A 24,434-nucleotide genomic window follows, 5' to 3' on the forward strand; every position below is an offset into this window, starting at 1 on the left:
GGCAGTCCTGAGGATTGCATGAAATGGCTGAGGCGGCGCCGGCGCCTTCAAGGCATCGGCGCCGCCTCGTTGTTATCGATCAGAGCTTGCCCGCGTCTTCGAGAATGCCGGTCGCCTTCTGGGCGGCGGCATCAAGCGCTTCCTTCGACGTCTTGTCGCCGAGGATGGCGGCCTGGAGCTCCGGATAGACGGCGTTGGAGATTTCGATCCATTCGGCCGTCTTCGGAACCGGGAAGGCATGCTTGGCGGCTTCCTGGAAAGCCTGAAGCACTTCCGTCTTGTAGGCGTCGCCCTCGGCTTGCTTGATGTTGTATTCCCAGACGGCGGTGCGGGTCGGCAGCGGGCCGGCAGCCGATTCCAGCTTCTGGCTATCCTCGTTGGTCAGCCACCAGACGAGCGAAGCGGCCGCTTCCTTGTTGGCGCAATCCTCGGTGACCGAGAAGCCGTGATGGCCCGACCAGCCGGTGCGCTTGCCGGAAGAACCGGCCGGCTGCACCTTCACGCCGACATTGCCGGCAACCTTGGACGACTTCGGGTCGTTGAAGAAGCTTGCCCAGCCAGGCCAGTCGAGATTGAGGGCGATCGAGCCCGAGGCAAAGCCCTGGCCGAGGTCGTCCCAGAGGTAGTTGGTCGTGCCCGGCGGTACGGCCTTGTCCTTGTAGAGCTTGACGAACCAGTCGAGCGCACGGACACCGGCTTCGGAATTGAAGGCCGGGCGGCCGTCCTTGTCGAGGTACTCGCCACCTTCGGCAACCAGCATTTCATAGAAGCGGCCGTTGATGGCCTCTTCCTTGCCGGCAAACTGCGTACCGTAGAAATTCGGCGGTGCGGCGAAGAACTCAGCCTGATCGCTGACCTGGGCCCAAGTGTCCGGCGGCGCGAGATCGTAGCCGTATTTCGCCTTGAAGGCGGTCTTCTTGGCTTCGTCCTGGTAGAGGCTCTTCTGGTAGTAGAGCGCCGACACGTCGAATTGGGCGCGCGGCAGCATCACCAGCTTGCCGTCGAGCGTCGAAGCGTCGATCAGCGCCGGCACGAACTTGGCGATCTCTTCCGGCGGCAGCAGCGCCAGGAGGTCGGTATAGATGTCAGGATATTGCGGAGCGAAGGAGGAATGGTTGGAGCCCACGCACCAGCTGACGCCGCCGGTCGCGATGTCCGATTTGATTTCCTTGTCGAGTTCGAAGTGATTCTTCTTCGACAGGATGTTGACCTTGGCGCCGGTCGCCTTCTCCCATTCGCCGATCCGCTCATAGAGCTTTTCGTATTGCTGTCCGCCGATCAGCTTGGCGTCGATCGTGACGCCCTCGAACTTGCCGGGCAGGTCGGCGGCTATAGCCGACCCCAGTCCCGCGGCAAGCATGATGACTCCGGCGGACACGCCGGATAGCAGCCTTCTCATCTCCACTCCTCCCTGGGTTCACGCCCTCATCCTGGCGCGACTTTCTCATTTGTGAGAAACTAATTCATATACAAACAATAAATTTATCCAGCGTCAAGGGAGAACTTTCCTTTGTCGGCGCCTTTCTCTGCGTATATGGATATGAATATTCACCAAGGAGGGAACCCATGGACACCGAAGAGTCCGACCGCTATCGCGCGCCCGCCCTCGACAAGGGGCTCGACATTCTCGAGCTGCTCGCCAGCGTCGACGGCGGCCTAACGCAGGCGGAGATATCCAAGCGCCTGAACCGCAGCCCCAACGAGTTTTACCGCATGCTCGACCGGCTGGTGCGGCGCGGCTACGTCACCCGCATTGACGGCGATCGCTATTCCCTGACTTTGAAGCTGTTCGGGCTTTCGCAGCTGCATGCACCGGTGCGCAGGCTCGCTTCCTATGCGACACCGTTGATGCGCGATCTGGCGCAGCGCTCCAAGCAGGCAAACCACCTTGCGGTGTTCGACCGCGGCTCGGCCGTGGTGATCGCCCAGCAGGAAGCCCCTGACTACTGGGGAATTTCGATCCGGGTCGGCTCGCACATCAGCCTGTTCGATACCGGTTCCGGCCATATCCTGCTCGCCTTCCGCTCTGCCGAAGAGCGCGAGATGATGATTACGGAACATGCCAAGAGCAAAGACGAAGTCCCGCGCGGGCCGGAATTCTACGCGCGCCTCGACCAGATTCGCGAACGCGGCTACGAGATGATGGCGAGTGCGCAGACAGCCGGCGTCTATAACCTCTCGGCACCGATCCTCGGCCCCGACGGTCGCGGCATCGCTGCGTTGACCGTGCCCTACATCGCGCTCGTCAACGCGCCTTCGGCGCCGGATATCACCGAAACAATCGCCCTGCTGCTGAAAACCGCCGAACAACTATCGACGCTTGCAGGCTCGGATGTGGTTCCGGCAGCCGATTGACGACCGCTTGAGACGGCACTAATTCTTATTTGAATAGTCAATTCTTATGTAAGAATTCTATCCGGAGGAGAATCGCCTTGATCATCGATACCCATCTTCACCTCATCGACAGGTCGAAGCTCACCTATCCGTGGCTCGCAGGCGTACCGGCGCTCGACCACGACTTCCTTTACGCAGCCTATGAACGGGAAGCGCGCCGGCTCGGCATCGAAGCCTCCCTGCACATGGAGGTCGATGTCGAGCCTTCGGAAATCGAGAAGGAAACGGCAGAGATCGAACGGCTCTCGCGCGGGCCGGACAGCCTGCTCAAGGGCGCCATTGCCGCCTGCCGCCCCGAGGGCGATGGATTCGAAGCCTATCTGGAGCGGCAGGAAGCGAATGGCTTCGTCAAGGGCTTCCGCAGGGTGCTGCATGTCATGCCGGATGAACTGTCCGAAGCATCACGCTTTCGCGACAACATCCGCAAGCTCGGCGGCCGCCGCTTCACCTTCGACCTCTGTGTCCTGCCGCACCAGATCGGAAAGGCGATCGCGCTTGCCGATCTCGCGCCCGACGTTCAGTTCATTCTCGACCATTGCGGCGTCCCCGACATTCGCGCCGGCGCCGAGCACCCCTGGCGCGAGCATATGAGCGAGATCGCGCGCCGGCCGAATGTCACGGCGAAGATCTCCGGCGTCGTCGCCTATGCGGACGAAGCCTGGCAGGTCCAAACGTTGCGCCCCTATGTCGAGCACACCATCGGCGCCTTCGGCTGGGACCGGGTGGTCTGGGGAAGCGACTGGCCGGTCTGCACGCTCGGCGGTAATCTTTCGACCTGGGTCGGCGCCACCCACGCGCTTCTCGAAGGCTGCAGTGCCGCGGAGAAGCGCAAGCTGCTCGCCGACAATGCGCGCCGGATCTGGAATCTCGCCTAGCGAGATCTTGTCGTCACAGGACCGGGACGCCGAGGGCGTCCCGGAGCCCGGATATCAGGCCGCAGTGAAACTCTCCGCAAACAGCCGATTGAGGTCGTCGACGACCTTTCGCGCCGTCTCCTTGCGCAGGAGGCCGTCGTTGATGCGATCCGAGGCCGCCTGCTGGAAGGCCATGTAGCCATCGTGCCGGGGCCGAACCCAGGCTTTCTCCAGCGTCTTGCGCGTGGCACGATAGAAGTCCGAGGTCGCGGCATTGACGACGTCGTCGTCCCAGGCGGCCGCATGGCCGGGCTGCCCGCCACCGGCGGCATAGGGACCGCGCTGCACCTCGCCGCTCGCAACGAAATAGGCGAAATCGATCGCGGAATCGCGCGCTTGCGAAAAGGCCGAAACCGCAATGCCCGTACCACCCAAGGCCGAGCCGACCGGACCGATGGTTCCGGCAACCGGAATATCGCCGAACTTTACGAGAGACGGTCGAAATCCCGGCATCGCGTAGCTGACATAGCCGTAGATCAGTGGCGCGCAGACAACCTTCGAAGCCGGTTCGCTCATCGCTTCGAGTACGGCGATCGGGTCCATCGAGAAGCAGCCGGGATCAACCAGTTCCGTCAGTTCACGCAGGCGTTCGAAGGCGTCGATGCCCGCATCAGCCTCGATCAGCAGGCCAGTACCATCGCTGCGACAGGGGTGACCGAGATTGGCGGCAAGCGTGTAGAAGCTCATCAAAGAATGCGGCGGGCGCATCGGCAGTGTCACTCGTCCCTGTCGTGCGAGTGCCAACATATCGGTCCAGCTGTCTATACGGTCCGTCCGATCCGGGCGCCACGCCTGAACCTGGGTGGCGGCATCGATCGGGAAGGCCCACTGCCGACCCTGCCAGGCGTAGCTCGGGTAGGAACGTCCGACGCTTGCATTCACAAGCGCCTTCCGCTCGGCTTCGCGGCCCTCGACATCGAGCGGCGCCAGGCACTTCTCCTTGGTGATCTGGCCGACGTGGGGATGATCGATGACGATCAGGTCATAGGCCTTTGCAAGTTCCTCGACCGGATAGGTCTCGAAGTCCTGCAGCGACCGCTTCTCCCATTCGACCGTGACGCCGGCGCGCTCCTGCCAGAGCTGTGAACAGGCGATCATCGGATCGTAGCCGCGCGGGTGGCTCCAGGTCATGCCCTTCAACGTGATGCTCACAGGCCGAACTCCTCTCGGATCGAGGTACTATGCTCGCCGATCCGCGGAGCGGCGCGATCCACCTGGGCGCGCTTGCCGTTGACCCTAAGCGGCGACCGCGTGGTCAGGATTGAAACATCGTCCTCGCGCACCACCGTCTGCAGCATGTCGAGCACGCGAAAACCTTCGCTTTCGAGCAGTTCGTTCCAGTTCAAAACTCGGGCGCACCAGATGTCTGCTGGCTCAAGGACACCAAGCCAATGGTCGATGGTGTTTTCGGCGATACGCTTGGCGATCAGCGCCTTGATCTTGTCCCGCTCGGAGAACCAGGACGCCGGGTCGTCGCGGTAGGCGTCGAGCTCGGGCATTTCCAGAAGATCCGCGAGCTTGGGGATCGGCGTCATGGCGATGGCGAGATAGCCGTCCTCGGCCGGATAGACCCCGTAAGGCGCCGACAGATAGGCATGGGCGCTGCGGAAGCCGGACCGGGCCGGAAGCCGGCGACCGTCGTTCAAGTGCGTGGTCAGCACCTCGAACTGGAAGTCTACCAGCGCCTCGAGCAGGCTGGTTTCGATCAGGCTCCCCTTGCCACTGATGCCGCGGCGAACCAGAGCGGCGAGAATGCCTTGCGCCGCCGCAGCACCGGCGAGCATGTCGCCGATCGCCAGACCGAAGGGAACCGGCCCCTGCCCTTCGTCGCCATTCAGCCACATCACGCCGGAGCGGGATTGCGCAAGCAGATCCTGCCCCGGACGCTTCACCCAGGGGCCCTCCTCCCCGTAACCGCTGATCGAGGCATAGACGATCTTCGGATTGATCGCCTTGACCGCTTCATAGTCGAGCCCGAGACGCTGAATGACGCCGGGCCGGAAGTTCTGGATGAGGACGTCGGCCTTGGCGAGCAGCGTCTTCAAGGCCGCAAGGTCGGCCTCGTTCTTGAGGTCGATCGCGAGACTCTCCTTGGCGCGATTGATCGCATGGAAGATCGTCGAGTCGCCGCCGATCTCGGTGTCGCTCAGATAGAGCCGGCGCGACAGGTCGCCACCGTCGGGGCGCTCGATCTTGATGACGCGTGCACCGAGATCCATGAGGCGCAGGGAGCAATAGGGGCCGGAAAGAAACTGGCTCATGTCGACCACGACAAGGCCCGAGAGCGGCAGTTCGTTTGTTTCGGTCATCGGTATCTTATTTCTCGGTCTTGCCGACAAAATCGGCGGGGTTCTTGTACTTCACGGTTTGCAAGTGCTCGCAGTAGAGCACCAGCTCCCCCTCGCCCTTGAAGACCTGGTAGCTGGCTCGGATGAGCCCGAGCTCCTTGTAGCGCGGGCTTTTGTCCATGTTGGTTCGGATCGTGTAGATCGTGTCGCCGATGAAGACCGGCTTGATGAAGCGTAGCTTGTCGTAGCCATAGGAAAAGGCGTTGACGCAGTTGGTCGCAACGAGCCCGAGCCCCGCGGAGAAGACGAAGGCACCGGCAACAAGGCGGCGGCCAAACATGCCGTCTCGCTCGGCAAACATCTGGTCCTGGACGTAGGGGTGGATGTCGACCACCAGCGTGTTGAACAGGTGGCTGTCACCCTCGGCGATCGTCCGGCGCAGAGACCGGATACGTTGGCCGACGGGCCAATCCTCATAAAACCAGTTTTCCGCGTTCCACACCGGCAGGGCGGCATGGTCTTGCGGCATATCCGTGGGATGCGTCGAGGAAACACCGAYGGTCGGCGTGAATTCATGCATGAGCAGACCCTTGCGCAGCGATAGCTAAGTCAGTCCCTGATTTTGGCGGCCGGAGCAGAAATGCTCCGCGAGCAAAACCAGATATCTTCTTATATAAATAGCTTACTCACATATGGGTCAGCATTGCAAGAGTCTCTGGTCTTCGGCGGACGAAAGACACATTTGCAAACAGCAAGGGCTGCGCGTCCGGCCCTTCACCTACGCGGACATGGCGCGGCTACCGTGGAAATGTCCCGAGGAAGATCAGCCGAGCGATCGCTGGTTCAGCCACACACACGGCAGCGCCGAAGGCGGCCTGCCGCGCCTTCAGTCCGCCTTGGCATTCGTCACTGTCGATCGAGCTACTGTTCGGCGCTCGATCGGAGAGCGATGTCGATAAGGATGTTCGACAAGTTCGCCGGCTGGGACAGGAACGGCGAATGACTGCTTTCCAATGTGTGGGTGATCGTCTTGCCGTCAATGGAGCCGTCGACCGTCGCAATCATATGATCCTGACCGGATAGGGGAACTGCGCAATCCCGGGTGCAGCGGATGTAGTGGCGCGGCACCGAGCCAAATCTTCCGGGCGTAATCTCCGATGGAGCCAGTGCGCCGGCGTTGGATTCGTCGCAATGGAGCTGCGATGCGGCCTGCGCAAAGTCGGCCTCCGGCACGTCGGCGTAGAACGATGCCTGCAGCAAAGCCCGGTAGGCCTCGTCGGTCGATCCGGCGTGTATCCGCGTTGCGCCGATGGCGATGGGGTCGCCGATGAACAGTTTGGGCGCTAGCGCCGAAGACATGGTTTCGTGCTGAAGCATGGTGAGCAACGGCATGCCCTTCGGCACCATGAATCCAGCAAGATAGACGACTGCGAGAAGCAGTTCCGGAACCCGCTCGGCAACCGCAGAAACCGTCATGCCACCGGCGGAATGCCCGATCAATATGACCTTGCCGTTGCCAAGCGACGCGGCTTGCTTCACCAACGCGATCACCGCTTCGGTCCGCTCGTCCTGCGTTGCCTCGGCAACGGGCGAGCGCTCACGGGCAAACGCAAGCGGGTCGAACGGACGATGATCGCGTGACCTTGGCGCAACCGCGTGCACGCCCGCTCCGGGGAGGTCGATCGTCAACGCGGTGAAGCCCTGTGCCTCAAGGATTGGGGTGACTTTGCTCCAGGACGAATGGTTGTGCCAACCGCCGTGGATCAGGACGAAAACTGCCTTGGATGCCGTCATTGCTGCGCCTTCCTCGATCTGATGTCATTGCTTCAAGTGACTGTCCGGGTGACCAGGCTAGCCGCCACCTGCACCTCGTGCCCGGATCGTACGGACCCGGCCGACCTCAGACTTCCCTGTTCTCAAACATGTATATTTGAACGCCCGAACCATCAGGTGCGAAGAGCCTTCGATCGGCAGCGGCCGCTTGTCCCTCCGGGCTCGCAAATGCTCTTTTGATCGCCGCGAGATCTTCGAAGTGCAACGTCCCGATCCGATAGACATCGGGGACGCCTGCCGGCGTTGCGATGGGACCTTGACTGACTTCGTATTTGCGGAGCCCCGGAAGCTTCTTGGCGAGGGGCACGTGAATGTCGAAGTAGTGCCGATCAAACGCCTCGATATCCGCAGGCGTCCGATAGATCACAACCATATGGGCCATTGTGGTTCTCCTTTTGTCTGTTGTGTCCCGCAGGCAAGGAGGCGTTTCCGTGGAGCCACGCTCACCAGCGCAATCATCGGGAAAGGGCTTTCATGCGTGGGTCGGCGCTTCCCATTTCCCTGGCGTATGCTGCCGCAAATTGCTCAGGATGGCAGGCTCGTCGACCATGGCATGGCTCCTTCGGTTTCGGATATGCCAAGGACGATCAGGAGCGCGGAAACGGATCGCGGCGAAGAAGATTTTTCAGACCGGCATCGCGATGGAGGAATTCCCCCGACCGACGCCGGACACGGGATTGTGCTTCCGGCTGCATGGGACCACATGGATGCGCAGAAGAGCATAAGGTTTGCGCCGCACGGGGCAGCCGACTTGCCGGGCCCAAAGATCAGGATCGACTGCTGCCATGCCATCCACGACGTCAACGAATGCTACGCTTCAGACCGCGATCAAGGTCAACATTGTCGTGATTGGCGCCGGGCAGGCCGGGCTGTCATCGGCCTATCACCTGATGAAACTCGGCCTTCAGCCGGGCCGGAACTTTATCGTCCTCGACAAGAACGACAAACCCGGCGGCGCCTGGCAGCACCGCTGGCCGTCACTGACGTTGAGCACGGTCAACCGCCTCCACGACCTGCCGGGCATGGAGTTCGCGGAAGTTATTCCGGTTGGCGAAACAGAGGCGCGGGCTTCGACGGCGGTTCCCAACTACTACGCCGCCTACGAAGAGAAATTCCAATTGCCGATCTATCGCCCGGTCGCAGTCAAGGTGGTCTGCGAACGCTTCGGCCGGCTTCGGGTGGAAACCGACCGCGAGACCTTCTCGGCCGAGGGACTTATCAACGCCACAGGAACCTGGGAGACCCCTTCCATTCCCGTTTACCCCGGCGCCGATCGTTTCGAAGGACAGCAGCTTCACTCCCGCGACTATCAAACGGCGGCAGCGTTTGCCGGCAAACATGTGATTGTCGTCGGCGGCGGCATCTCGGCACTTCAGCATCTCGACGAAATCTCGCAAGTGACGACGACAACCTGGGTCACGCGCCACGAGCCGCGGTTTCACGATGGGCCGTTCACCCCGGAAGACGGCCGCGCCGCCGTCGCTGCCGTCGAAGAACGGGTGAGGAGCGGTCTGGTGCCGGGATCGGTGGTGTCCGTCACCGGAATTCCGTGGACCCCGGCGTTGCGGGCCGCAGCGGCCCGTGGGGCGCTGAACCGCCGGCCGATGTTCAACGAGATCCTCCCTCACGCCGTACGCTGGCCGGATGGAACGGAACAGAAAGCCGACGTCATTCTCTGGGCGACGGGCTTTCGCAGTTCGCTCGATCATCTCGCGCCGCTGCAACTGCGCGGGAACGATGGCGGCATCGTGATGGGCGGACGTCTCGCGACGCGGGTCGAGAAAGATCCGCGCATCCACCTGGTCGGCTACGGCCCCTCGGCGTCGACGATCGGGGCAAACAGGGCGGGCGGCGCGGCAGCAAGGGAACTGGCCACCCATCTCGGTCTGCTCTGATGTGAGCGAAAGCGCGACTGGTCGAGTGGCCGTTCTTGCGCGACGCGATGCGGCAGCGAAACAATTGCGCGAGCGAGCGGAGCCATCTCGTCACGCTCCCATGTGACATGCGCCGAGAAGGATCCCGTCGTTTGGTTCGAGCGCTCCCGAAAAGACTATGTTAATCAAGTGGCGAACGATTCTGAGTTTTTAGTGTGATGAGCCCCAAGACCCGCGGCTATTTGTTTGCCTTCCTCGCCATCTGCATCTTCGCGGGGCAGGACGCGATAACCAAGTATCTGGGTGATCGCTACCCGGCGCTCTTCATCACGATGATCCGCTTTTGGGCCTTCGCTCTCTTCGTGTTTGCCTTTGCCGCGTCGTCGCCCGGGGGCCTTCGCGGATCCATTCAAACGCGGCATCCCTGGCTGCAGGTCATTCGTGGCCTTCTGCTGGTCGCAGAGATCGTCGTCATCGTCTTTTCCTACGTTCACGCCGGGCTCGCCATGAGCCAGTCGATCTTCCAGGCAACGCCACTGATCATCACCATCCTGTCGATCCCTCTGCTTGGAGAGGTGGTTGGATGGCGGCGCGGCACGGCGGTGCTGGTTGGTCTCGCCGGCGTCCTGGTGATCATCAATCCGGTGAATGTTCACTTCGACATGTCGCTGCTTTTGCCGCTTGTCGCCTCCGTGCTCTTCGCGCTCTACAGCATCGCCACGCGCGCTGTCAGCCGCGAGGATTCCGCCGTAACGAGCCTCTTTTACGCGGGCGTCGTCGGGGCTTTGGCGATTTCGCTGATCGGTCCGTTCTACTGGACCGAAGTCGTCCCATCCGATTGGTTCGCCTTGGCAGCCCTTTGCGTCTGCGGCACGCTCAGCCACTACTTCCTCATCCGGGCCTACGGCCTGCTGCCTGCCGCGGAAGTCCAGCCGGTCACCTATTTTCAGCTGGTTCTCAACGTGATGTTCGCCGTCCTGCTGTTTGGCGAAACGATCACGCACAACATGATCGTCGGCGCCCTCATCGTTGTCGGTGCAGGCCTTTTCACGATCTGGCGCGAACACCAATTGGCCAAACGCTCATAAACCGATCCTGATCGGATTACCGGCGCACTTTGCGATCAAAGTCGGGCTGCTGGGTTTCCGGGTTCGCGCCCCCACCAGCCCCAAGCGCCCACGATGGAACAATTGCCCCACTTTCGTGTTGTCGCAACAGTCCGAGCGGGCAGGTTCCCTGGGGATGGAGTGTGCGATGAAATGGCTTCTCCCAGTCCTATGTATCGCAGCAGGGCCTGCATACGCGCAAAGCCCCGATCTTGAATCGACCTGCATGGCGGTCGCCAGGAATTTCTTCATGGTCGATACCCTCAATGTCGGGGTGGTGCAGTCCTTTCCCGAGATCGAGCCGCCTGGAGCACGCTTCAAGTATGCCGAGAGAGCCGACACGAAGAAGGCCGACATGACGGACACCTTCGAATGCGAGTTCGACAAGACGAACGCGCCGAAGAAGATCCTGCGCTTCTGCGTTTCGCGCATTTGCTACTCGGCCGACGAAGACGATCCCGTGCGCAAGAGACGATTTCAGGAAATGCAGGTTCTCCTGCAACGAGCAAAAACTGCAAACTGAGCCCGCCAACGGCGCCACCTTCGTCCGCATGGCGAGCTAGTTTTGGCGCAGCATGACTCAATCGGGGCCGACAGTGGCGGCGCTATTGCGCCTCGAGCTCGAACCCGACACGCAGCCGATTTTCCGCGACCAGAAACAACAGCAGATCGCGAAGCTTCGGCTGAGAAACCTCCCGGGCCGCAGTTTCAAGCGGAGCCCATTTCAGCTTGCGACTTTGCCTCTCGGGGAAGTCCGCCAGAATTTCCTGAACTTCGAGCAGATGAATGTTGAGGTGATAGCTGAGGTCGGCACCGTCCTTGGTATAAAGGAACGAGCCAACCACCTCGCTCGACACTTGACCTCCAACGCCAGCTTCTTCCATGGCCTCACGCACGGCAGCGGCGCAGGACGTTTCGCCCTCCTCTATGCGGCCCTTCGGAATCCCCCAACGGCCGTTGCGGCGGCTCGTGACGAGCAGCACCTCAGGATGACCATCTGCTGCGATCCGAAAACAGATCGCGCCTGCCTGTTGGACAAATGTTATTGAACGAGCAGCATTTTGCGGCAGCGCTTCGCATACCAGCGAGATTTGCTCGGACATTTCTCTCTCGGTCCCAATGGATTGCAGCCAGAATCTTGACTGCATTTATGACAGATATGTGACACTCCGTCTCGCAATGAGCGATTGAAAAATGGGAGGGGAAACGCCCACATTGCACGTCTTGCTACCTTGTCCTCTCAGCAAGCAATCGCCCCGGCCGCATCAGCCGTGTCGGGGACTCTTAGCGGCATCGTAAGTGTCGCACGGAAATGAACCGGTGAAAAAGCGCCCGCAACCAAGGAGCCGCCTTCGGGAAAACGAGCCTTGATAAAGGCTTCCAAGCGCCATCTTGTCTAGCATGTGCGTTCAACCGGCAGTCGCACCTCAAGTGCGCTGCAGCCCTGAACGAAAAATCAAGTCTATTCGACTATAATAAAACGCTGAGTTGGCTCCGGCATGCTCGCAGTATCGCGCGCATTCGGCGGCGCTTGGCCGCGCGTCCCGGCGTGCATGAGGAAAAGGTGACGACAAGAATGGGCAACAGGGACTGGATTGCCGGGCTGTCCGTCGCAGGACTGATGCTGCCCGAAGCTGTTGCCTATGCGGGTATTGCGGGCCTGCCACCGCAGCATGCGGTCGTAGCCGCCATTGCCGGCTGCCTGACCTATTCCGTCTTCGGTAGAAGCCGTTTCGCGATCGTGTCGCCGACGTCATCGTCGGCCGCCATTCTTGCAGCAACGATCGCCGCACTGCCCGGTTCGACGGCCGACAAGATGACACTCGTGACCTTGATCGTGGCATTGACCGGCCTCCTGTTCGTGACGGCGTCGCTGCTGCGGCTAGGCAATCTGGCCGGCTTCATCTCCCGCCCCGTCCTTCGCGGCTTCGCCTTGGGCCTCGCGATCACCATCATCATCAAACAGCTGCCCGCCGTTATGGGAGTAAGCGTGCCGGCCACGGATATATTCCATCAGGTCGCGGACCTCGCCGCCGCCTATCCGCAGTGGAATGCCGTAAGCGTCACGGTCGGTCTTGTGGCCCTCGCCGCCCTGCTGCTTTTGCGTCGCCTTCCGATGCTTCCCGGAGCTTTCGTGGTGCTCTGCGGCGGTATATTCGCCTCGAAGCTTCTGGACCTCTCCAGCCATGGCGTGGCAGTGGTCGGCCCGCTATCGATCGCGTTGGCCTGGCCATCGTTATCGCTGGTGGAATGGAGCCAACTCAGGCAACTGGTGCCCTACACGCTTCCGCTCGTGCTCATTCTGTTTGCCGAGTCCTGGGGCACGATCCGCTCGCTGTCGCTGCGCCATGGAGAGACCGTCACGGCCAATCGTGAACTGCTGGCGCTCGGCGCCGCGAATGTGGCGAGCGCCGTCGTTCAAGGCATGCCCGTTGGCGCAGGCTTTTCGGCGGGATCCGCCGCCGAGGCAGCCGGCGCTGGAAGTCGGATGACGGCACCAATCGCTGCGATCGGCCTTGCCGTCCTCGTCATTGTTGGCGCCGGCCTCGTGGAGAGCCTGCCCGAACCCGTCTTGGCGGCGGTGGTGATCGCCGCGCTGGCCCATGCCCTCGATCCGCGCCCCTTCTTGTGGCTGTGGAAGCTGAAACATGACGTCGTCATTGCGCTCGCGGCGGCAGTGGGGGTCATCGCCTTCGGTGTCGTAAACGGCATCACGATCGCCGTCGCACTCTCGCTGGCCGTTCTGCTGCACAGGCTGGCCACTCCTTATGTCGCTACCCTTGGGCGCCTTGGTCAGGGGCACGATTTCGTCGACCTCGCCCGCCATTCTGACGCCCAACCCATTCCGGGGATTTCGATTTGGCGGCCGGCACAACCGCTTTTCTTTGCCAATGCTGATGCCATTCTCACCGAGACCGCGGCAAGGATCGGCAAGGACCAGACGGTCCGCGCCATCGTCGTCAGCCTGGAAGAAAGCTTCGACCTCGACAGCACCGCGCTCGACGCGTTGCTCGAATTCGACACGCTGGTCCGCGCACAGGGCAAATGCCTGCAATATGCACGTGTGCATGACCGCGTTCGTGATCTGATCGGACTGGCAGCGCCCGCGCTCCTCGCCTATCTCAGCTACAGTGTCGATGACGCCGTAGCCGCCGTTTCTCAACCCGGGGCCACCACCCCCGCACCCGGAGCCGTTCAATGACAACTGTCTATGAGCCGCAATTGCAGCCGGTGGAGATTGCCGACCTTCGCCCGACCCAGCTCACCGTCGGCCTCCTCGAAGTCGCCGACAAACGGCAGGAGTGGCGCAGAAACGCCAAGAAACACGGTTCGGAATTTCTGGGGCATCATATGGTGCCGGTCGTTCTGGGGCCGAGAGAGCGCGCTTATCTCGTCGACCACCACCACCTCGTTCGCGCCCTTTACGATGAAGGCGTCGCACATGTGCTGACCAGCATCGTGTACGACCTCAGCCATCTCGGCAAGGATGAGTTCTGGTCGGTCATGGACCATCGTCACTGGATGTATCCTTTCGACGCACAGGGCCTGCGGCGCTCGCACCACGACTTGCCGAAGACCATCGCCGACCTCGTCGACGATCCCTATCGCTCCCTGGCAGGCGCGCTTCGCCGGGCGGGCGGTTATGCCAAGGACACCACCCCCTATAGCGAGTTCATGTGGGCGAACTTCCTGCGCACGCGGATCGACGCGAAGCTCATCGCCAGCGACATCGGCAAGGCGCTGCATGACGCGCTCGGCCTTGCACATGGCAAATCCGCCAGCTTTTTGCCGGGCTGGTGCGGCGTCTCCGACTGACAGGCAATTTCATCGAGCCGCCCATGGCGATCGCTCCACCAATCGGCAGCAGTCGGAACCGCCCGGAATTTTCCCGGAATCTTCATTGTAGTATTCAGTTAGTACCTACTCGCTCATCAGCCCTGTTAGGCTCCTTCCATTGGTTTTGGGAGGAACACATGACAGCTTCGAAAATTCTGATGATCACCGGCGACTTCACCGAGGACTATGAAACCATGGTCCCGTTTCAGACGCTGCTTGCCTGCGGCTACACCGTTCATGCCGTTTGCCCCGGCAAGAAGGCAGGAGAAACGGTCGCAACCGCCATCCATGATTTCGAAGGCGACCAGACCTATTCCGAAAAGCGCGGCCACAATTTCGCGCTAAATGCCACCTTCTCTAGTATTCGCGCCGAGGACTATGACGCGCTCGTCATCCCCGGCGGCCGTGCGCCCGAATATCTCCGCCTCAACCCCGACGTCATCAAGGCTGTTCAGCATTTCTTCGAAGCCGGAAAGCCAGTGGCCGCCATCTGCCACGGAGCCCAACTGCTCGCTGCGGCCGGCGTGCTGAAGGGACGCACATGCTCAGCCTATCCCGCCTGCCGCCCAGAAGTCGAACTTGCCGGCGGCACCTACGCCGATATCGCGATTGACGATGCGGTCTCGGACGGCAACCTCGTTACCGCACCTGCATGGCCGGCGCATCCGTCGTGGCTGCGGCAGTTCATGGCTGTGCTCGACGCCTCCGCCCTGCTACAAACGGACGCCGCCTGAGGAAGCGGACAAGGGAGGTCGCGATGTGCGAGTTGTTCATAAAGGCGGACGCGAGGCTCTGGGAAAGCACGACCCGTTCGCTACGCATCGATGGCATGGTGACCAGCGTTCGCCTGGAGAATTTCTTCTGGTCCAAGCTTGAGGAGATCGCACAGCGCGATCGCATGAACGTCACGCAGTTGATCACCAAGCTGCATCATGAATCCATCGATGCCGGCCACGATCTCGGGAACTTCACTTCATTTCTCAGGGTCTGCTGCGCGCGTTATCTCGACCTTCAACTGACCGGAGACATTCCGACAGATGTCAACCAACCGATCGCCGGGCTGAACGCTCCGGCGATCCTCGTTCGCGAGCAGGAAAAGTACCACTGAGCCAGCGGATCTCGACAGCCGAGGGCCGCGAGACACCATCGCACCCTGGCCTGCCCGCCAAAAGCGGCTGAGATCATTGCGGTTCGCCAGCGTTCTCCTGCGAGTGCCAGGCCCGGCTGCGACGCTGCAGGCGGTCGCGTTTTGGACTTTGGCTTGCTGCCGCCCAGCATGACGTGAACGCCGCCGATCGAACCAGGTCTCGCGTTGTCGTGACCGGCAGAGCCGCGCTTGTCGGCCGAGCGCCATCCCTGAAGAGAACAGCCTCCACAGCCGCACTCGGCTCCTCTCATATCGATACGGAAGACTTCCTTTCGGACGATCGGACGCTCTTCAGGCGCAACCCGGCAGCGCTCCAGGCCCTGGGCACAGCCCCGGCCAAGCGAAAATCAGACATCCGTCGCTCCAAATCGGCCGTTTCGGCAACTTTCCCGCCCAACTCGAATTTCCGATTCGGCAACTTCCGGAAGAATCCCCGCCTATAACGGGACATTTTCGACAAAAAATGCCATACATGACTGAAATATTCTTGACACAATTCCGTTTCGGAAATTTACTCGGCTCATCAAGGCCGAAATGGAAACGGTGATGACCCAACGCTACCTCGTCGATGATCTGGACCGCGAGATTATTCGCTACCTCACCGAAGACGGGCGCCTTTCGGCGGCCGAAATCGCCGGCCGGATCGGCAGCGCCTCGGAACGCACGATCCGCAACCGTATCGCCGGATTGTTGCAGGCGAAGATGATCGTCATTGGCGCCATTCCTGATCCGGTCGCTCTCGGACGCGATGTCCAGGTTGAACTCCTGATCGAGGTCGAGGCGGGCAAGCAGGAAGAGGTCGCCATCCTGCTCGCCGAATATGACGAGATCGGATACCTCGCCGCCACGAGCGGTACGGCGAATTTGAGCGCGTCGCTCTTCGTCTCTGATCATGCGGCATTGCTCGAATTCATCGATCAAGAGTTGGGCAAATTGCCTGGCGTCAAGCGCGTCACCAGCTCGGTTGTGCTGCGCCTCTACAAGGTATTCGGCACGAGGACGACCGCAATCAGCCGCGGCACGGACCTCGGCAGCAAGAAGAAGGGATAATCCATGCTTCGTATCGGAGTGGATGTCGGCGGAACCAATACGGATGCGGCGCTGCTGCGTGGCTCCGAGGTCCTGGCCACGGTCAAATCCTCGACCACAGCGGACGTGACATCGGGCGTCAGCGCTGCGATCCGCACCGTGCTCGCGGAAGCCGGCGTTTTGGCCGGCGCGGTCAATGCCGTGATGATCGGCACCACGCATTTTCTCAACGCCATCGTCGAGGGCCGTCATCTTGAAAAGGTTGGCGTTCTCAGGCTTTGCGGTGCGGCGACGCGCTCGCTGCCGCCGATGATCGACTGGCCCGACAGGCTCCGCCCCGTCGTTGACGGCGGCGCAGCCCTGGTCGGGGGCGGCGTCAATTACGATGGCTCGGAAATTGCGCCGCTCGACGATATGGCAATCCGCGCGGCCTGCCGCGACTGGCGCGCTCGCGGCATCTCCGCCATCGCGATCTGCTCGGTCTTCGCCCTTGTCGACCCGAAGATGGAAAACGACGCGGCGGAAATCGTTGCCGAGGAGATGCCGGGCGCGGCAATCAGCCTGTCGCATCGCGTCGGTCGCACCGGCCTCCTGCCGCGCGAAAATGCCACCATCCTCAACGCGAGCCTGCATACGCTCGGGCGTGAGACTGTCGGCGCCTTCCGCTCGGCCTTTGCCGCCCTCGGCCTCACCTGCCCGCTCTTCCTGACGCAGAACGACGGCACGCTGATGGCCGCCGAGTTCGCGGAACGTTATCCGGTCTTCACCATCGCCTCGGGCCCGACCAATTCCATGCGCGGCGCGGCCTTCCTCACCGGGCTTTCCGACGCAGCCGTGATCGACATCGGTGGCACCACCACCGATATCGGCATGCTGGTTGCCGGCTTCCCGCGCACCCGCAGCGAAGGCGCGATGATCGGCGGCGTGCCGACCAATTTCCGCGTGCCGGATGTCTATTCCTTCGGCCTTGGCGGCGGCAGCATCGTACGCCCGGGCCCGTCGGCAACGGTCGGTCCGGATTCGGTTGGCTTCCGCCTGCCGGAAAAGGCGCTCTGCTTCGGTGGCGACACGCTGACGGCGACCGATATCGCCGTTGCGGCCGGCCTCGTCGATCTCGGCGACCGCAGCCGTCTCAGCGACATCACGCCGGAACTGGCGCAGCAGTTGCTGGCCCAGATGAAGGCCAGCATCGAGACGGTTCTCGACCGCATGAAACCAAGCGCCGATCCCATTCCCGCCATTCTCGTCGGCGGCGGTTCGGTGCTGGTCGAAGGGCTGCTCGAAGGCACCTCGGTTTCGTTGAAGCCCGATCATTTCGGTTCCGCCAACGCCATCGGCGCGGCGATCGCGCAGGTGTCCGGCGAGGTGGACAGCGTGGTTTCGCTCGAAGGCACCACGCGGGAAATCGCACTGGAATCCATCGTCGCCGAGGCACGGGCGCGGGCCGTCGAGGCGGGCGCTGACGCGGAGACGACCACCCTTGCCGAAATCGAAGAAACGCCGCTGGCTTACCTGCCCGGCAATGCCGTTCGCGTCGCCGCGAAAGTGATTGGGGAGTTGCGGGCATGAAGTATTGGACGCTCAGCGAAGCGGATATCGATCGGATCGCCATCGGCTGCGGCATTCTGGGAACCGGCGGCGGCGGCAGCACCTATCACGGCCTGCTGCGCGCCAAGGCGCTTTTGCGAGAAGGCAAGCGCATTCGCATGGTGCGCCCGGCCGACATGGCGCCGGATGCCCAGATCCTCGGAATCGGCGGCATCGGCGCCCCGACCGTGGGTATCGAAAAGATCCCCGAAGGCAGCGAGGGCGTGCGGCTTCTGCACGCTCTCGAACGGCATCTCGGCCGCAAGGTCGATGCGCTGCTCGGTGATGAGGTTGGCGGCGGCAACGGCATTGCGCCGATGCTGACGGCGGCTATGGTCGACCTGCCCGTCGTCGACGCTGACGGCATGGGCCGCGCCTTCCCGGAAGTGCAGATGACCACCTTCTTCATCCACGGCCAGGCCGTACAGCCCGCGGCTCTCGCCGATGCAGACGGCAACGTGATCGTCGTCACCGACGCGACGACGCCGAAAATGCTGGAAAAGCTGCTGCGCGCCAGCACCATTGCGATGGGATGCACGGCGCTGATGACGACGGCGCCGATGTCCGGTGAATTCGTCCGCCGTTTCGGTGTGCCTCACACCACAAGCCAGGCCTGGAGCCTCGGGGACGCGGTGATGAACGCGCGGGCGGCGAAGGAAGACCCCGTCGACGCCATTTTGAAGCAGTCCGGCGGCGTGCGATTGATGCGCGGCAAGGTCACCGATATCAGCCGCCGCGTCATGGCGGGCTTCACCCGCGGCAAGCTTACCGTTGCAGGGCTCGATGCGGATGCCGGCCGCACGCTCACCGTCGACATCCAGAACGAATATCTGATCGCACGCGAAGGCGAAGAGATCATCACCATGGTGCCGGACCTGATCTGCATCGTGGATTCGGAGACCGGTCGCGCCATCGGCACGGAAGAGCTGCGCTACGGCCTGCGCATCGACATCCTGTCCATGCCGGCTCCGGTGCTGCTGCGCAGTGAGATCGCGCTCGCCTCCGTCGGCCCGCGCGCATTCGGTTACGATTTCGACTTCGTTCCAATGGGCGTCTCCGCCGATGCGCCTGCCGTACCCCATTACAAAGAAGACGCCTAACCGTCCGCCCCTCCAGAACTCGATTGGGAGCCTGACATGAATCGCCGCAATTTCTTGAAAACCGCCGCCCTCACCGCTCTTGCCACAGCCGCCGCGTCGCGCTGGAATTTTGCGATGGCCGAGGGCGCCAGCAGCATCTTCACACTCGCCTATCCGACGAGCTTTCCGGACCTCGACCCGGCTACCTCGTTTTCCAACGACGGTGCGGTGCTCGCCAATGTCTATGAAGGACTGACGCGCTACATCCCCGCGACCGACACGGCCGAAGCCCGGATCGAACCCTTGCTCGCGACCTCCTGGGACGTGAGTGCAGATGGCAAGACCTGGACCTTCACCTTGCGCGACGGTGTAAAGTTCCATGACGGCAGCCCGCTGACATCACAGGCGGTGAAGGGCTCGATCGAACGGACCAAGAAAATCGGCGGCGGTGCTTCGTTCATCTGGAGCCCGGTTTCGTCCATCGAAACGCCCGAGCCACTGAAGGTGGTCTTCGTGCTTTCCGAGCCGCAGCCACTGGACCTCATCGCATCGGCTGGCTTTGCAGCCTGGATCTATGCGCCTTCCTCGCATGACAAGGAGGCTAAGTGGTTCAACGCCGGCAACGATGCAGGAACCGGAGCGTTCAAGATTTCGCGTTACGAGCCCGGCCAGCGCGCCATACTCGATCGGGCTGAAGGCTATTGGGGCAAGGTGCCGGACGGCGCCTTCCAGACGATCTCCTTCGAGATCGTCGAGGATGCGACGCTCGCCCAGAACATGATCGAGAGCGGCCAGGCCGACTGGACCTACAGCCTTCCCTACGAGAACCTCGAGGCGCTGAAGTCCAATCCCGACCTGAACGTGGTCGTCAATCCGTCCTTCGAAACGCTGTTCGGTCTCTACAACGTCAAGCGCACACCGCTCGACAAGGTCAAGGTGCGCCAGGCCCTGTCGCTCGCATTTCCCTATGACGACGTGATCTCCGCGGGAACGAGCGGCTTCGGCACGCGCGCCAAGGGGGTCGTTCCGGCCGGCATCTGGGGTCACGATGCCAATGCGCCGATTCCGAAAACGGATCTCGAAGCTGCGAAAGCCCTTCTTGCCGAGGAAGGCATCGAACCGGGCCTCGAACTGACCATGACCTATTCCACCTCCCAGGCGATCGAAGCGGTGGCAGGCGAACTCTGGAAAGCCAATCTGGAGACGCTCGGGATCACGCTGAAGCTCCAGCCGATGGCGTGGGAGGCACAATGGCAGCTCGGCAAGTCGAACCCCGAGGCGGCGCAGGACATTTTCGTCATGTTCTGGTGGCCGACCTTCGTCACCCCCTACGACTACCTCTTCAATCTGTTCCACAGCGAAGAGAAGCCGAATTTCAATCTCGGCTACTATTCCAACCCCGAGGTGGACGCCAAGATCGACGAGGCGGCAAAGCTCTCGGGCACCGACCGCGCGCGTGCAGAAGCACTGTTCATCGAGGCGCAGCGCAAGGTGATCGAGGACGCGGCGGCCATCTTCATGCTTGACCAGCCCAACGTCCATATTATCCGCGCCGACATCAAGGGTTATGCTGACAATCCGGCCTATGGGCACATCACCTTTGTCAACAATCTGAGCCGGTAGGGCACGCGGGGGGTCTGATGGAACTTCTACGCTACATCCTGCGCCGCACGTTCCTCTCGGCCTTCGTGCTGGTGGGCGTGACCTTCCTGGTCTTCGTGGTGGCACAGGTCGTTCCGTCGGACCCCGCAGCGCTCTATGCGGGCCCGCGTCCCACGGCTGAACAAATCGAAAAGGCGCGTCAGGAACTCAATCTCGACGCGCCCCTTCCGGCCCGTTTCGCGACATTCGCTGGGGCCATGGTTTCCGCCGATTTCGGCATCTCCTACAAGTCCAGGCGCCTGATCGCCGAGGATCTCAGGGCCTACCTGCCGGCCACCCTGGAGCTCGCCATCTTTTCGACCGGCCTTGCGCTGCTGATCGGTATCCCGCTCGGCGTCATCGCGGCGGCGCGGCAAGGCGGCTGGGCGGACAGGTTCTGCAGTTTCGGCTCCATCGCCGCCGTTGCCATGCCGACCTTTTTCCTTGCCATGATCCTGCAGCTCATCTTTGCGCAGTGGCTCGGCATCCTCCCGCTCTCCGGGCGACTATCCAGAGAGATCGCAATCGCCGCGCCGCTGCCGATGGTGACCGGTTTCAACCTGATCGATGCATTACTCGCCGGCCGGCTCGATGCTTTCGGCGACGCGCTGACGCACCTGATCTTGCCTGCATTGACGCTCGCGTCCTATCCTGCCGGCGTCGCCATGCGGCTGACGCGCTCAGCCATGATCGAGATCCTCGAGCGCCGACATATCGTTGCCGCCCGCGCGCTCGGGCTCTCCGAACCGCGTATCCTGTTCGGTCATGCGTTGCCGAATGCCATGGGACCGGCACTGACCGTGATCGGTCTCTCCTTCGCCTATGCCCTGACCGGCGCGGTGCTCGTCGAGATCATCTTCGCCTGGCCGGGTCTCGGTCGCTATGTCTCCGAAGCAATCCTTGCCAAGGACTTTCCCGTTATCGCCGCGGTCACCATGGTCGTCACCATCTGCTATGTCGTGATGAACCTCCTGATCGACATCACTCAGGCCCTTGTCGATCCGCGGGTGGCGCTGTCATGAAAAAGCTCACCAAACGCCTCGGCTGGCCCGGCACCCTCGCCCTTGCCATCATCCTCCTCTTCGTGCTCGTCGCGCTCTTGGCGCCGTGGATCGCCCCCTATCCCATCCAGGGTGCCGGCGGCCCGAATGTCGTGGCCAAGCTCTCGCCGCCATCGGCAGATTACTGGCTGGGCACAGACCATCTCGGCCGAGACATCCTCAGCCGTATTGTCTATGGCACCCGGGTCTCGTTGACGAACGGCATACTGATCGTCGCCTTCTCGCTGCTCATCGGCCTGCCGATCGGTCTTGCCGCCGGTTACTTCGGTGGCTGGATCGATGAAGCGCTGATGCGCGGTACCGACGTCTTCCTCGCCTTCCCTGCGCTGCTTTTGGCGGTCCTGATGGCCGCAGCGCTCGGGCCGGGCTTCCTGAACAGCGTCATCGCCGTCGCTGTCACCTGGTGGCCCTGGTATGCGCGGCTTGCCCGTGCGGAGGTGCTGGTACTGCGGGGGCAACCCTATGTGGAGGCAGCAAAGCTTTCCGGCGTCTCGCATTGGCGCATCATCCTGCGCCATATCCTGCCGGCGACCGGCAGGCCGCTGACGGTGCAGGCAGCCCTTGATGTCGGGCCGGCGCTTCTCACCGCCGCCGCCCTCTCCTTCCTCGGTCTCGGCGTGTTGCCGCCGACTGCCGATTGGGGCCAGATGGTCGATGCCGGTCGAAAGTTCTTCCCCGCACGCTGGTGGTATTCGGCCATGCCAGGCCTCACCATCTTCGTCATTGCGCTCGCCTTCAGCGTGCTCGGCGATGCTCTGCGCGACCGAAAGGGAGGAGCTGGCCGTGCCTCTGCTTGATATCCGCAACCTGTCGGTCAGCATCCCGACATCAGAAGGCGACGTTCACGCGGTACGTGCGGTCAGCCTTGAGATCGAGCGTGGTGAGATCCACGGCGTCATCGGCGAATCCGGCTGCGGCAAGACCATGACCGGGATGGCGGCACTCGGCCTTGCGCCGAAGGGTGCCCGAATCATCGCCGACCGGTTCCATTTCGACGGCGAGGACCTTCGGGAACATGCGGTGCGGCTGCGTGGCCGGCGGATCGGCATGATCGCCCAGGATCCGGCCGCCGCTCTCAATCCGGTCCTCAGCATCGCCAGCCAGATGGATGATGTGATCCGCGCCCATCGTGACCTGCCGAAGCGGGCGCGACGCGCGGAGGCAGCCGATCTGCTCGCCGCAACCGGGCTGCCCGATCCGGAAAAAGTGCTTCGCAGCTATCCGCACCAGCTTTCCGGCGGCATGCAGCAGCGTGTGGTCATCGCTCAGGCGCTGGCGACCGGTGCAGATTTCCTGATTGCCGACGAACCGACCACAGCGCTCGACGTCTCGGTCGGCGCCCAAGTCCTGGCGCTCCTGCGCAAATTGGTGAGCGAGCGCGGCCTCACAGTATTGATGATCACCCACGACATGGACGTGATCGCCGAGGCCTGTGATCGTGCGACCGTGCTCTATGCCGGCCGCTCCGTCGAAACCGGGCCGGTCGATGCCGTGCTGCAGCGCCCCGGCCACCCGTATACCCGCGCCCTGCTCGCTGCTCTTCCCGACGCCGCGCCGCATGGGGCGCGGCTTGCCGCCATCGAGGGCTCTATCCCGCCGCCGCGTTCAAAGATCGCCGGCTGTGCCTTTGCCGCACGCTGTCCCCAGGCGCTTCGCGAGTGCGCGATCACGCCGCCGCCCGAGCGCAGCCGCGCCGCGCACCACTGGCTCTGCCATCTGCCGGAGGATGCCGCATGACCACGCTCCCAATCCTCGACGTCGAGAACCTCTTGATCCGCTACCGCGCCGGCCTCTTTGCCGCCCGACCAAAGCCCGCGGTCAACGGCGCAAGCTTCCGCCTTGCCAAGGGCGAGACCCTCGGCGTCGTCGGAGAAAGCGGCTCCGGCAAGACAAGCCTCCTGCGTGCCATTCTTCGCCTCCTTCCGGTGGAAAGCGGGCAGATACGGCTCGATGGTCAGGACTGGCTGGCGCTCAAGGGCAGCGCGCTGCGCCGAGAACGCCAGAAGATCGGAGTCGTGCTGCAAAATCCCTTCCTGTCGCTAAGCCCGAGACTGACGATCGCCGATATTCTCGCCGAGCCGATCCTCGCACAGGGCGGCCGGGAGAGCCCGGCCATGCGGAAGAAGATTGCGGGCCTGCTGTCCGACTGCGGACTGCCGGCCGATTTCCTCGATCGACGCGCAAGCGAGCTCTCCGGGGGCCAGGCGCAGCGCGTGGCGATCGCCCGCGCCCTGGCGCTGGAGCCGAGCCTTCTCATTCTCGACGAACCGACTTCGGCGCTCGACGTTTCGGTGCAAGCCCAGATCCTCAATCTGCTTTCGGATTTGAAGGAAAGCCGCGGGCTCTCGATGCTCTTCGTGACCCACAACCTGAAGGTCGTCGCACATGTTTCCGACGCGCTTCTGGTCATGCGGCGCGGTGACGTCATCGAATTCGGCAGGACGAAAGAAATAATCGACGCGCCGGCCGATCCCTATACGCGCGAACTGCTTTCTTTCGGGCGGCGGGAAAGGTCTGTCGGGCGCGAACTCGCTTCAGGTTGACGCCGGACGCCCCCATGGAAGCGCCGGCAAAGACAGAGTGCCTGGGCGGCCGGTGGTGAGCCGCTGTCGGAGCAACCGACGGCCACCCACGGGTGACCGCC

24 protein-coding genes are annotated in these 24,434 nt (G+C 62.5%); 17 read left to right on the plus strand and 7 right to left on the minus strand.

Features of this window, described 5'->3' with window-relative positions:
* Positions 1 to 79: 79 nt before the first annotated feature.
* A complete protein-coding gene (locus AB4Z53_RS24135; protein ID WP_441597998.1) occupies positions 80 to 1,399 on the minus strand; it encodes an ABC transporter substrate-binding protein in 1,320 nt (439 codons plus the stop codon).
* Between the two features lie 167 nt (positions 1,400 to 1,566).
* On the opposite strand from AB4Z53_RS24135, the gene AB4Z53_RS24140 reads away from it, so the two are divergent.
* Complete coding sequence (locus AB4Z53_RS24140; RefSeq protein WP_113537435.1) at positions 1,567 to 2,355, plus strand: IclR family transcriptional regulator; 789 nt, start codon at positions 1,567 to 1,569, stop codon at positions 2,353 to 2,355.
* A gap of 77 nt (positions 2,356 to 2,432) precedes the next feature.
* Positions 2,433 to 3,269 carry an amidohydrolase family protein gene (locus AB4Z53_RS24145; protein ID WP_291154500.1) on the plus strand — a complete coding sequence of 279 codons (837 nt, stop codon included), beginning with the start codon at positions 2,433 to 2,435 and terminating at the stop codon, positions 3,267 to 3,269.
* Between the two features lie 54 nt (positions 3,270 to 3,323).
* Here the strand turns inward: AB4Z53_RS24145 and AB4Z53_RS24150 are convergent, their stop codons facing one another.
* From AB4Z53_RS24150 to AB4Z53_RS24170, 5 genes are all read right to left on the minus strand, one after another.
* A complete protein-coding gene (locus AB4Z53_RS24150; protein ID WP_441597999.1) occupies positions 3,324 to 4,460 on the minus strand; it encodes an extracellular solute-binding protein in 1,137 nt (378 codons plus the stop codon).
* Positions 4,457 to 5,617, minus strand: coding sequence for a CaiB/BaiF CoA transferase family protein (locus tag AB4Z53_RS24155; protein WP_441598000.1), 1,161 nt, complete (start codon positions 5,615 to 5,617; stop codon positions 4,457 to 4,459). Before AB4Z53_RS24155 ends, AB4Z53_RS24150 begins: the two co-directional genes overlap by 4 nt.
* A 7-nt stretch (positions 5,618 to 5,624) precedes the next feature.
* Positions 5,625 to 6,176, minus strand: coding sequence for a MaoC family dehydratase (locus tag AB4Z53_RS24160; RefSeq protein ID WP_441598001.1), 552 nt, complete (start codon positions 6,174 to 6,176; stop codon positions 5,625 to 5,627).
* Positions 6,177 to 6,517: 341 nt separating this feature from the next.
* Positions 6,518 to 7,390 (minus strand): alpha/beta fold hydrolase, encoded by an 873-nt coding sequence (locus tag AB4Z53_RS24165; RefSeq protein ID WP_441598002.1) that lies wholly within the window; start codon positions 7,388 to 7,390, stop codon positions 6,518 to 6,520.
* Positions 7,391 to 7,496: 106 nt separating this feature from the next.
* The gene (locus tag AB4Z53_RS24170) at positions 7,497 to 7,811 is read right to left on the minus strand and encodes an EthD family reductase (RefSeq protein WP_441598003.1); all 315 of its coding nucleotides are present in this window, start codon (positions 7,809 to 7,811) and stop codon (positions 7,497 to 7,499) included.
* A 403-nt stretch (positions 7,812 to 8,214) separates the two neighbouring features.
* Between AB4Z53_RS24170 and AB4Z53_RS24175 the strand changes: the two genes are divergently transcribed.
* From AB4Z53_RS24175 to AB4Z53_RS24185, 3 genes are all read left to right on the plus strand, one after another.
* Entirely contained in the window at positions 8,215 to 9,324 is a 1,110-nt protein-coding gene (locus AB4Z53_RS24175; RefSeq protein WP_441598004.1) for an NAD(P)-binding domain-containing protein, read from the plus strand.
* A 197-nt stretch (positions 9,325 to 9,521) separates the two neighbouring features.
* Positions 9,522 to 10,391, plus strand: coding sequence for a DMT family transporter (locus tag AB4Z53_RS24180; protein WP_113537443.1), 870 nt, complete (start codon positions 9,522 to 9,524; stop codon positions 10,389 to 10,391).
* Between the two features lie 268 nt (positions 10,392 to 10,659).
* Entirely contained in the window at positions 10,660 to 10,932 is a 273-nt protein-coding gene (locus AB4Z53_RS24185) for a hypothetical protein (RefSeq protein WP_441598005.1), read from the plus strand.
* Positions 10,933 to 11,014: 82 nt separating this feature from the next.
* On the opposite strand, the gene AB4Z53_RS24190 is transcribed toward AB4Z53_RS24185, so the two are convergent.
* Positions 11,015 to 11,512, minus strand: coding sequence for an NUDIX hydrolase (locus AB4Z53_RS24190; RefSeq protein WP_441598006.1), 498 nt, complete (start codon positions 11,510 to 11,512; stop codon positions 11,015 to 11,017).
* Between the two features lie 473 nt (positions 11,513 to 11,985).
* Here AB4Z53_RS24190 and AB4Z53_RS24195 point away from each other — a divergent pair, with 473 nt between their 5' ends.
* From AB4Z53_RS24195 to AB4Z53_RS24250, 12 genes are all read left to right on the plus strand, one after another.
* Positions 11,986 to 13,611, plus strand: coding sequence for a SulP family inorganic anion transporter (locus AB4Z53_RS24195; RefSeq protein ID WP_441598030.1), 1,626 nt, complete (start codon positions 11,986 to 11,988; stop codon positions 13,609 to 13,611).
* On the plus strand, positions 13,608 to 14,225 hold the full coding sequence (locus AB4Z53_RS24200) for a ParB-like protein (protein ID WP_441598007.1): 618 nt from the start codon (positions 13,608 to 13,610) through the stop codon (positions 14,223 to 14,225). Before AB4Z53_RS24195 ends, AB4Z53_RS24200 begins: the two co-directional genes overlap by 4 nt.
* 158 nt (positions 14,226 to 14,383) lie before the next feature.
* Positions 14,384 to 14,980 carry a DJ-1/PfpI family protein gene (locus tag AB4Z53_RS24205; RefSeq protein ID WP_441598008.1) on the plus strand — a complete coding sequence of 199 codons (597 nt, stop codon included), beginning with the start codon at positions 14,384 to 14,386 and terminating at the stop codon, positions 14,978 to 14,980.
* A gap of 23 nt (positions 14,981 to 15,003) precedes the next feature.
* Positions 15,004 to 15,354, plus strand: coding sequence for a ribbon-helix-helix domain-containing protein (locus AB4Z53_RS24210; RefSeq protein WP_113537448.1), 351 nt, complete (start codon positions 15,004 to 15,006; stop codon positions 15,352 to 15,354).
* A gap of 585 nt (positions 15,355 to 15,939) precedes the next feature.
* On the plus strand, positions 15,940 to 16,443 hold the full coding sequence (locus AB4Z53_RS24215) for an Lrp/AsnC family transcriptional regulator (protein WP_162768732.1): 504 nt from the start codon (positions 15,940 to 15,942) through the stop codon (positions 16,441 to 16,443).
* A 3-nt stretch (positions 16,444 to 16,446) separates the two neighbouring features.
* The gene (locus AB4Z53_RS24220; RefSeq protein ID WP_441598009.1) at positions 16,447 to 17,991 is read left to right on the plus strand and encodes a hydantoinase/oxoprolinase N-terminal domain-containing protein; all 1,545 of its coding nucleotides are present in this window, start codon (positions 16,447 to 16,449) and stop codon (positions 17,989 to 17,991) included.
* Positions 17,988 to 19,109: a DUF917 domain-containing protein gene (locus AB4Z53_RS24225; RefSeq protein WP_113537451.1), complete on the plus strand. Its 1,122-nt coding sequence runs from the start codon at positions 17,988 to 17,990 to the stop codon at positions 19,107 to 19,109. Before AB4Z53_RS24220 ends, AB4Z53_RS24225 begins: the two co-directional genes overlap by 4 nt.
* A 36-nt stretch (positions 19,110 to 19,145) precedes the next feature.
* On the plus strand, positions 19,146 to 20,711 hold the full coding sequence (locus AB4Z53_RS24230; protein ID WP_441598010.1) for an ABC transporter substrate-binding protein: 1,566 nt from the start codon (positions 19,146 to 19,148) through the stop codon (positions 20,709 to 20,711).
* 17 nt (positions 20,712 to 20,728) lie between these two features.
* Positions 20,729 to 21,751 carry an ABC transporter permease gene (locus tag AB4Z53_RS24235; RefSeq protein ID WP_441598011.1) on the plus strand — a complete coding sequence of 341 codons (1,023 nt, stop codon included), beginning with the start codon at positions 20,729 to 20,731 and terminating at the stop codon, positions 21,749 to 21,751.
* Positions 21,748 to 22,587, plus strand: coding sequence for an ABC transporter permease (locus tag AB4Z53_RS24240; RefSeq protein ID WP_113537453.1), 840 nt, complete (start codon positions 21,748 to 21,750; stop codon positions 22,585 to 22,587). Before AB4Z53_RS24235 ends, AB4Z53_RS24240 begins: the two co-directional genes overlap by 4 nt.
* The gene (locus AB4Z53_RS24245) at positions 22,574 to 23,527 is read left to right on the plus strand and encodes an ABC transporter ATP-binding protein (RefSeq protein ID WP_441598012.1); all 954 of its coding nucleotides are present in this window, start codon (positions 22,574 to 22,576) and stop codon (positions 23,525 to 23,527) included. The genes AB4Z53_RS24240 and AB4Z53_RS24245 overlap by 14 nt, the downstream gene beginning before the upstream one ends.
* A complete protein-coding gene (locus AB4Z53_RS24250) occupies positions 23,524 to 24,333 on the plus strand; it encodes an ABC transporter ATP-binding protein (protein WP_441598013.1) in 810 nt (269 codons plus the stop codon). The genes AB4Z53_RS24245 and AB4Z53_RS24250 overlap by 4 nt, the downstream gene beginning before the upstream one ends.
* Positions 24,334 to 24,434 lie beyond the last annotated feature (101 nt).

Source organism: Ensifer sp. 2TAB8 (assembly GCF_052115125.1).
In the GTDB taxonomy this organism is placed as follows: domain Bacteria; phylum Pseudomonadota; class Alphaproteobacteria; order Rhizobiales; family Rhizobiaceae; genus Ensifer.

Coding starts and splice junctions, on each gene's coding strand:
- AB4Z53_RS24135 (WP_441597998.1), bottom strand. CDS start 1,399: ATGAGAAGGCTGCTATCCGGCGTGTCCGCCGGAGTCATCATGCTTGCC.
- AB4Z53_RS24140 (WP_113537435.1), top strand. CDS start 1,567: ATGGACACCGAAGAGTCCGACCGCTATCGCGCGCCCGCCCTCGACAAG.
- AB4Z53_RS24155 (WP_441598000.1), bottom strand. CDS start 5,617: ATGACCGAAACAAACGAACTGCCGCTCTCGGGCCTTGTCGTGGTCGAC.
- AB4Z53_RS24165 (WP_441598002.1), bottom strand. CDS start 7,390: ATGACGGCATCCAAGGCAGTTTTCGTCCTGATCCACGGCGGTTGGCAC.
- AB4Z53_RS24170 (WP_441598003.1), bottom strand. CDS start 7,811: ATGGCCCATATGGTTGTGATCTATCGGACGCCTGCGGATATCGAGGCG.
- AB4Z53_RS24175 (WP_441598004.1), top strand. CDS start 8,215: ATGCCATCCACGACGTCAACGAATGCTACGCTTCAGACCGCGATCAAG.
- AB4Z53_RS24180 (WP_113537443.1), top strand. CDS start 9,522: ATGAGCCCCAAGACCCGCGGCTATTTGTTTGCCTTCCTCGCCATCTGC.
- AB4Z53_RS24185 (WP_441598005.1), top strand. CDS start 10,660: ATGGTCGATACCCTCAATGTCGGGGTGGTGCAGTCCTTTCCCGAGATC.
- AB4Z53_RS24190 (WP_441598006.1), bottom strand. CDS start 11,512: ATGTCCGAGCAAATCTCGCTGGTATGCGAAGCGCTGCCGCAAAATGCT.
- AB4Z53_RS24195 (WP_441598030.1), top strand. CDS start 11,986: ATGGGCAACAGGGACTGGATTGCCGGGCTGTCCGTCGCAGGACTGATG.
- AB4Z53_RS24200 (WP_441598007.1), top strand. CDS start 13,608: ATGACAACTGTCTATGAGCCGCAATTGCAGCCGGTGGAGATTGCCGAC.
- AB4Z53_RS24205 (WP_441598008.1), top strand. CDS start 14,384: ATGACAGCTTCGAAAATTCTGATGATCACCGGCGACTTCACCGAGGAC.
- AB4Z53_RS24210 (WP_113537448.1), top strand. CDS start 15,004: ATGTGCGAGTTGTTCATAAAGGCGGACGCGAGGCTCTGGGAAAGCACG.
- AB4Z53_RS24215 (WP_162768732.1), top strand. CDS start 15,940: ATGACCCAACGCTACCTCGTCGATGATCTGGACCGCGAGATTATTCGC.
- AB4Z53_RS24220 (WP_441598009.1), top strand. CDS start 16,447: ATGCTTCGTATCGGAGTGGATGTCGGCGGAACCAATACGGATGCGGCG.
- AB4Z53_RS24225 (WP_113537451.1), top strand. CDS start 17,988: ATGAAGTATTGGACGCTCAGCGAAGCGGATATCGATCGGATCGCCATC.
- AB4Z53_RS24230 (WP_441598010.1), top strand. CDS start 19,146: ATGAATCGCCGCAATTTCTTGAAAACCGCCGCCCTCACCGCTCTTGCC.
- AB4Z53_RS24235 (WP_441598011.1), top strand. CDS start 20,729: ATGGAACTTCTACGCTACATCCTGCGCCGCACGTTCCTCTCGGCCTTC.
- AB4Z53_RS24240 (WP_113537453.1), top strand. CDS start 21,748: ATGAAAAAGCTCACCAAACGCCTCGGCTGGCCCGGCACCCTCGCCCTT.
- AB4Z53_RS24250 (WP_441598013.1), top strand. CDS start 23,524: ATGACCACGCTCCCAATCCTCGACGTCGAGAACCTCTTGATCCGCTAC.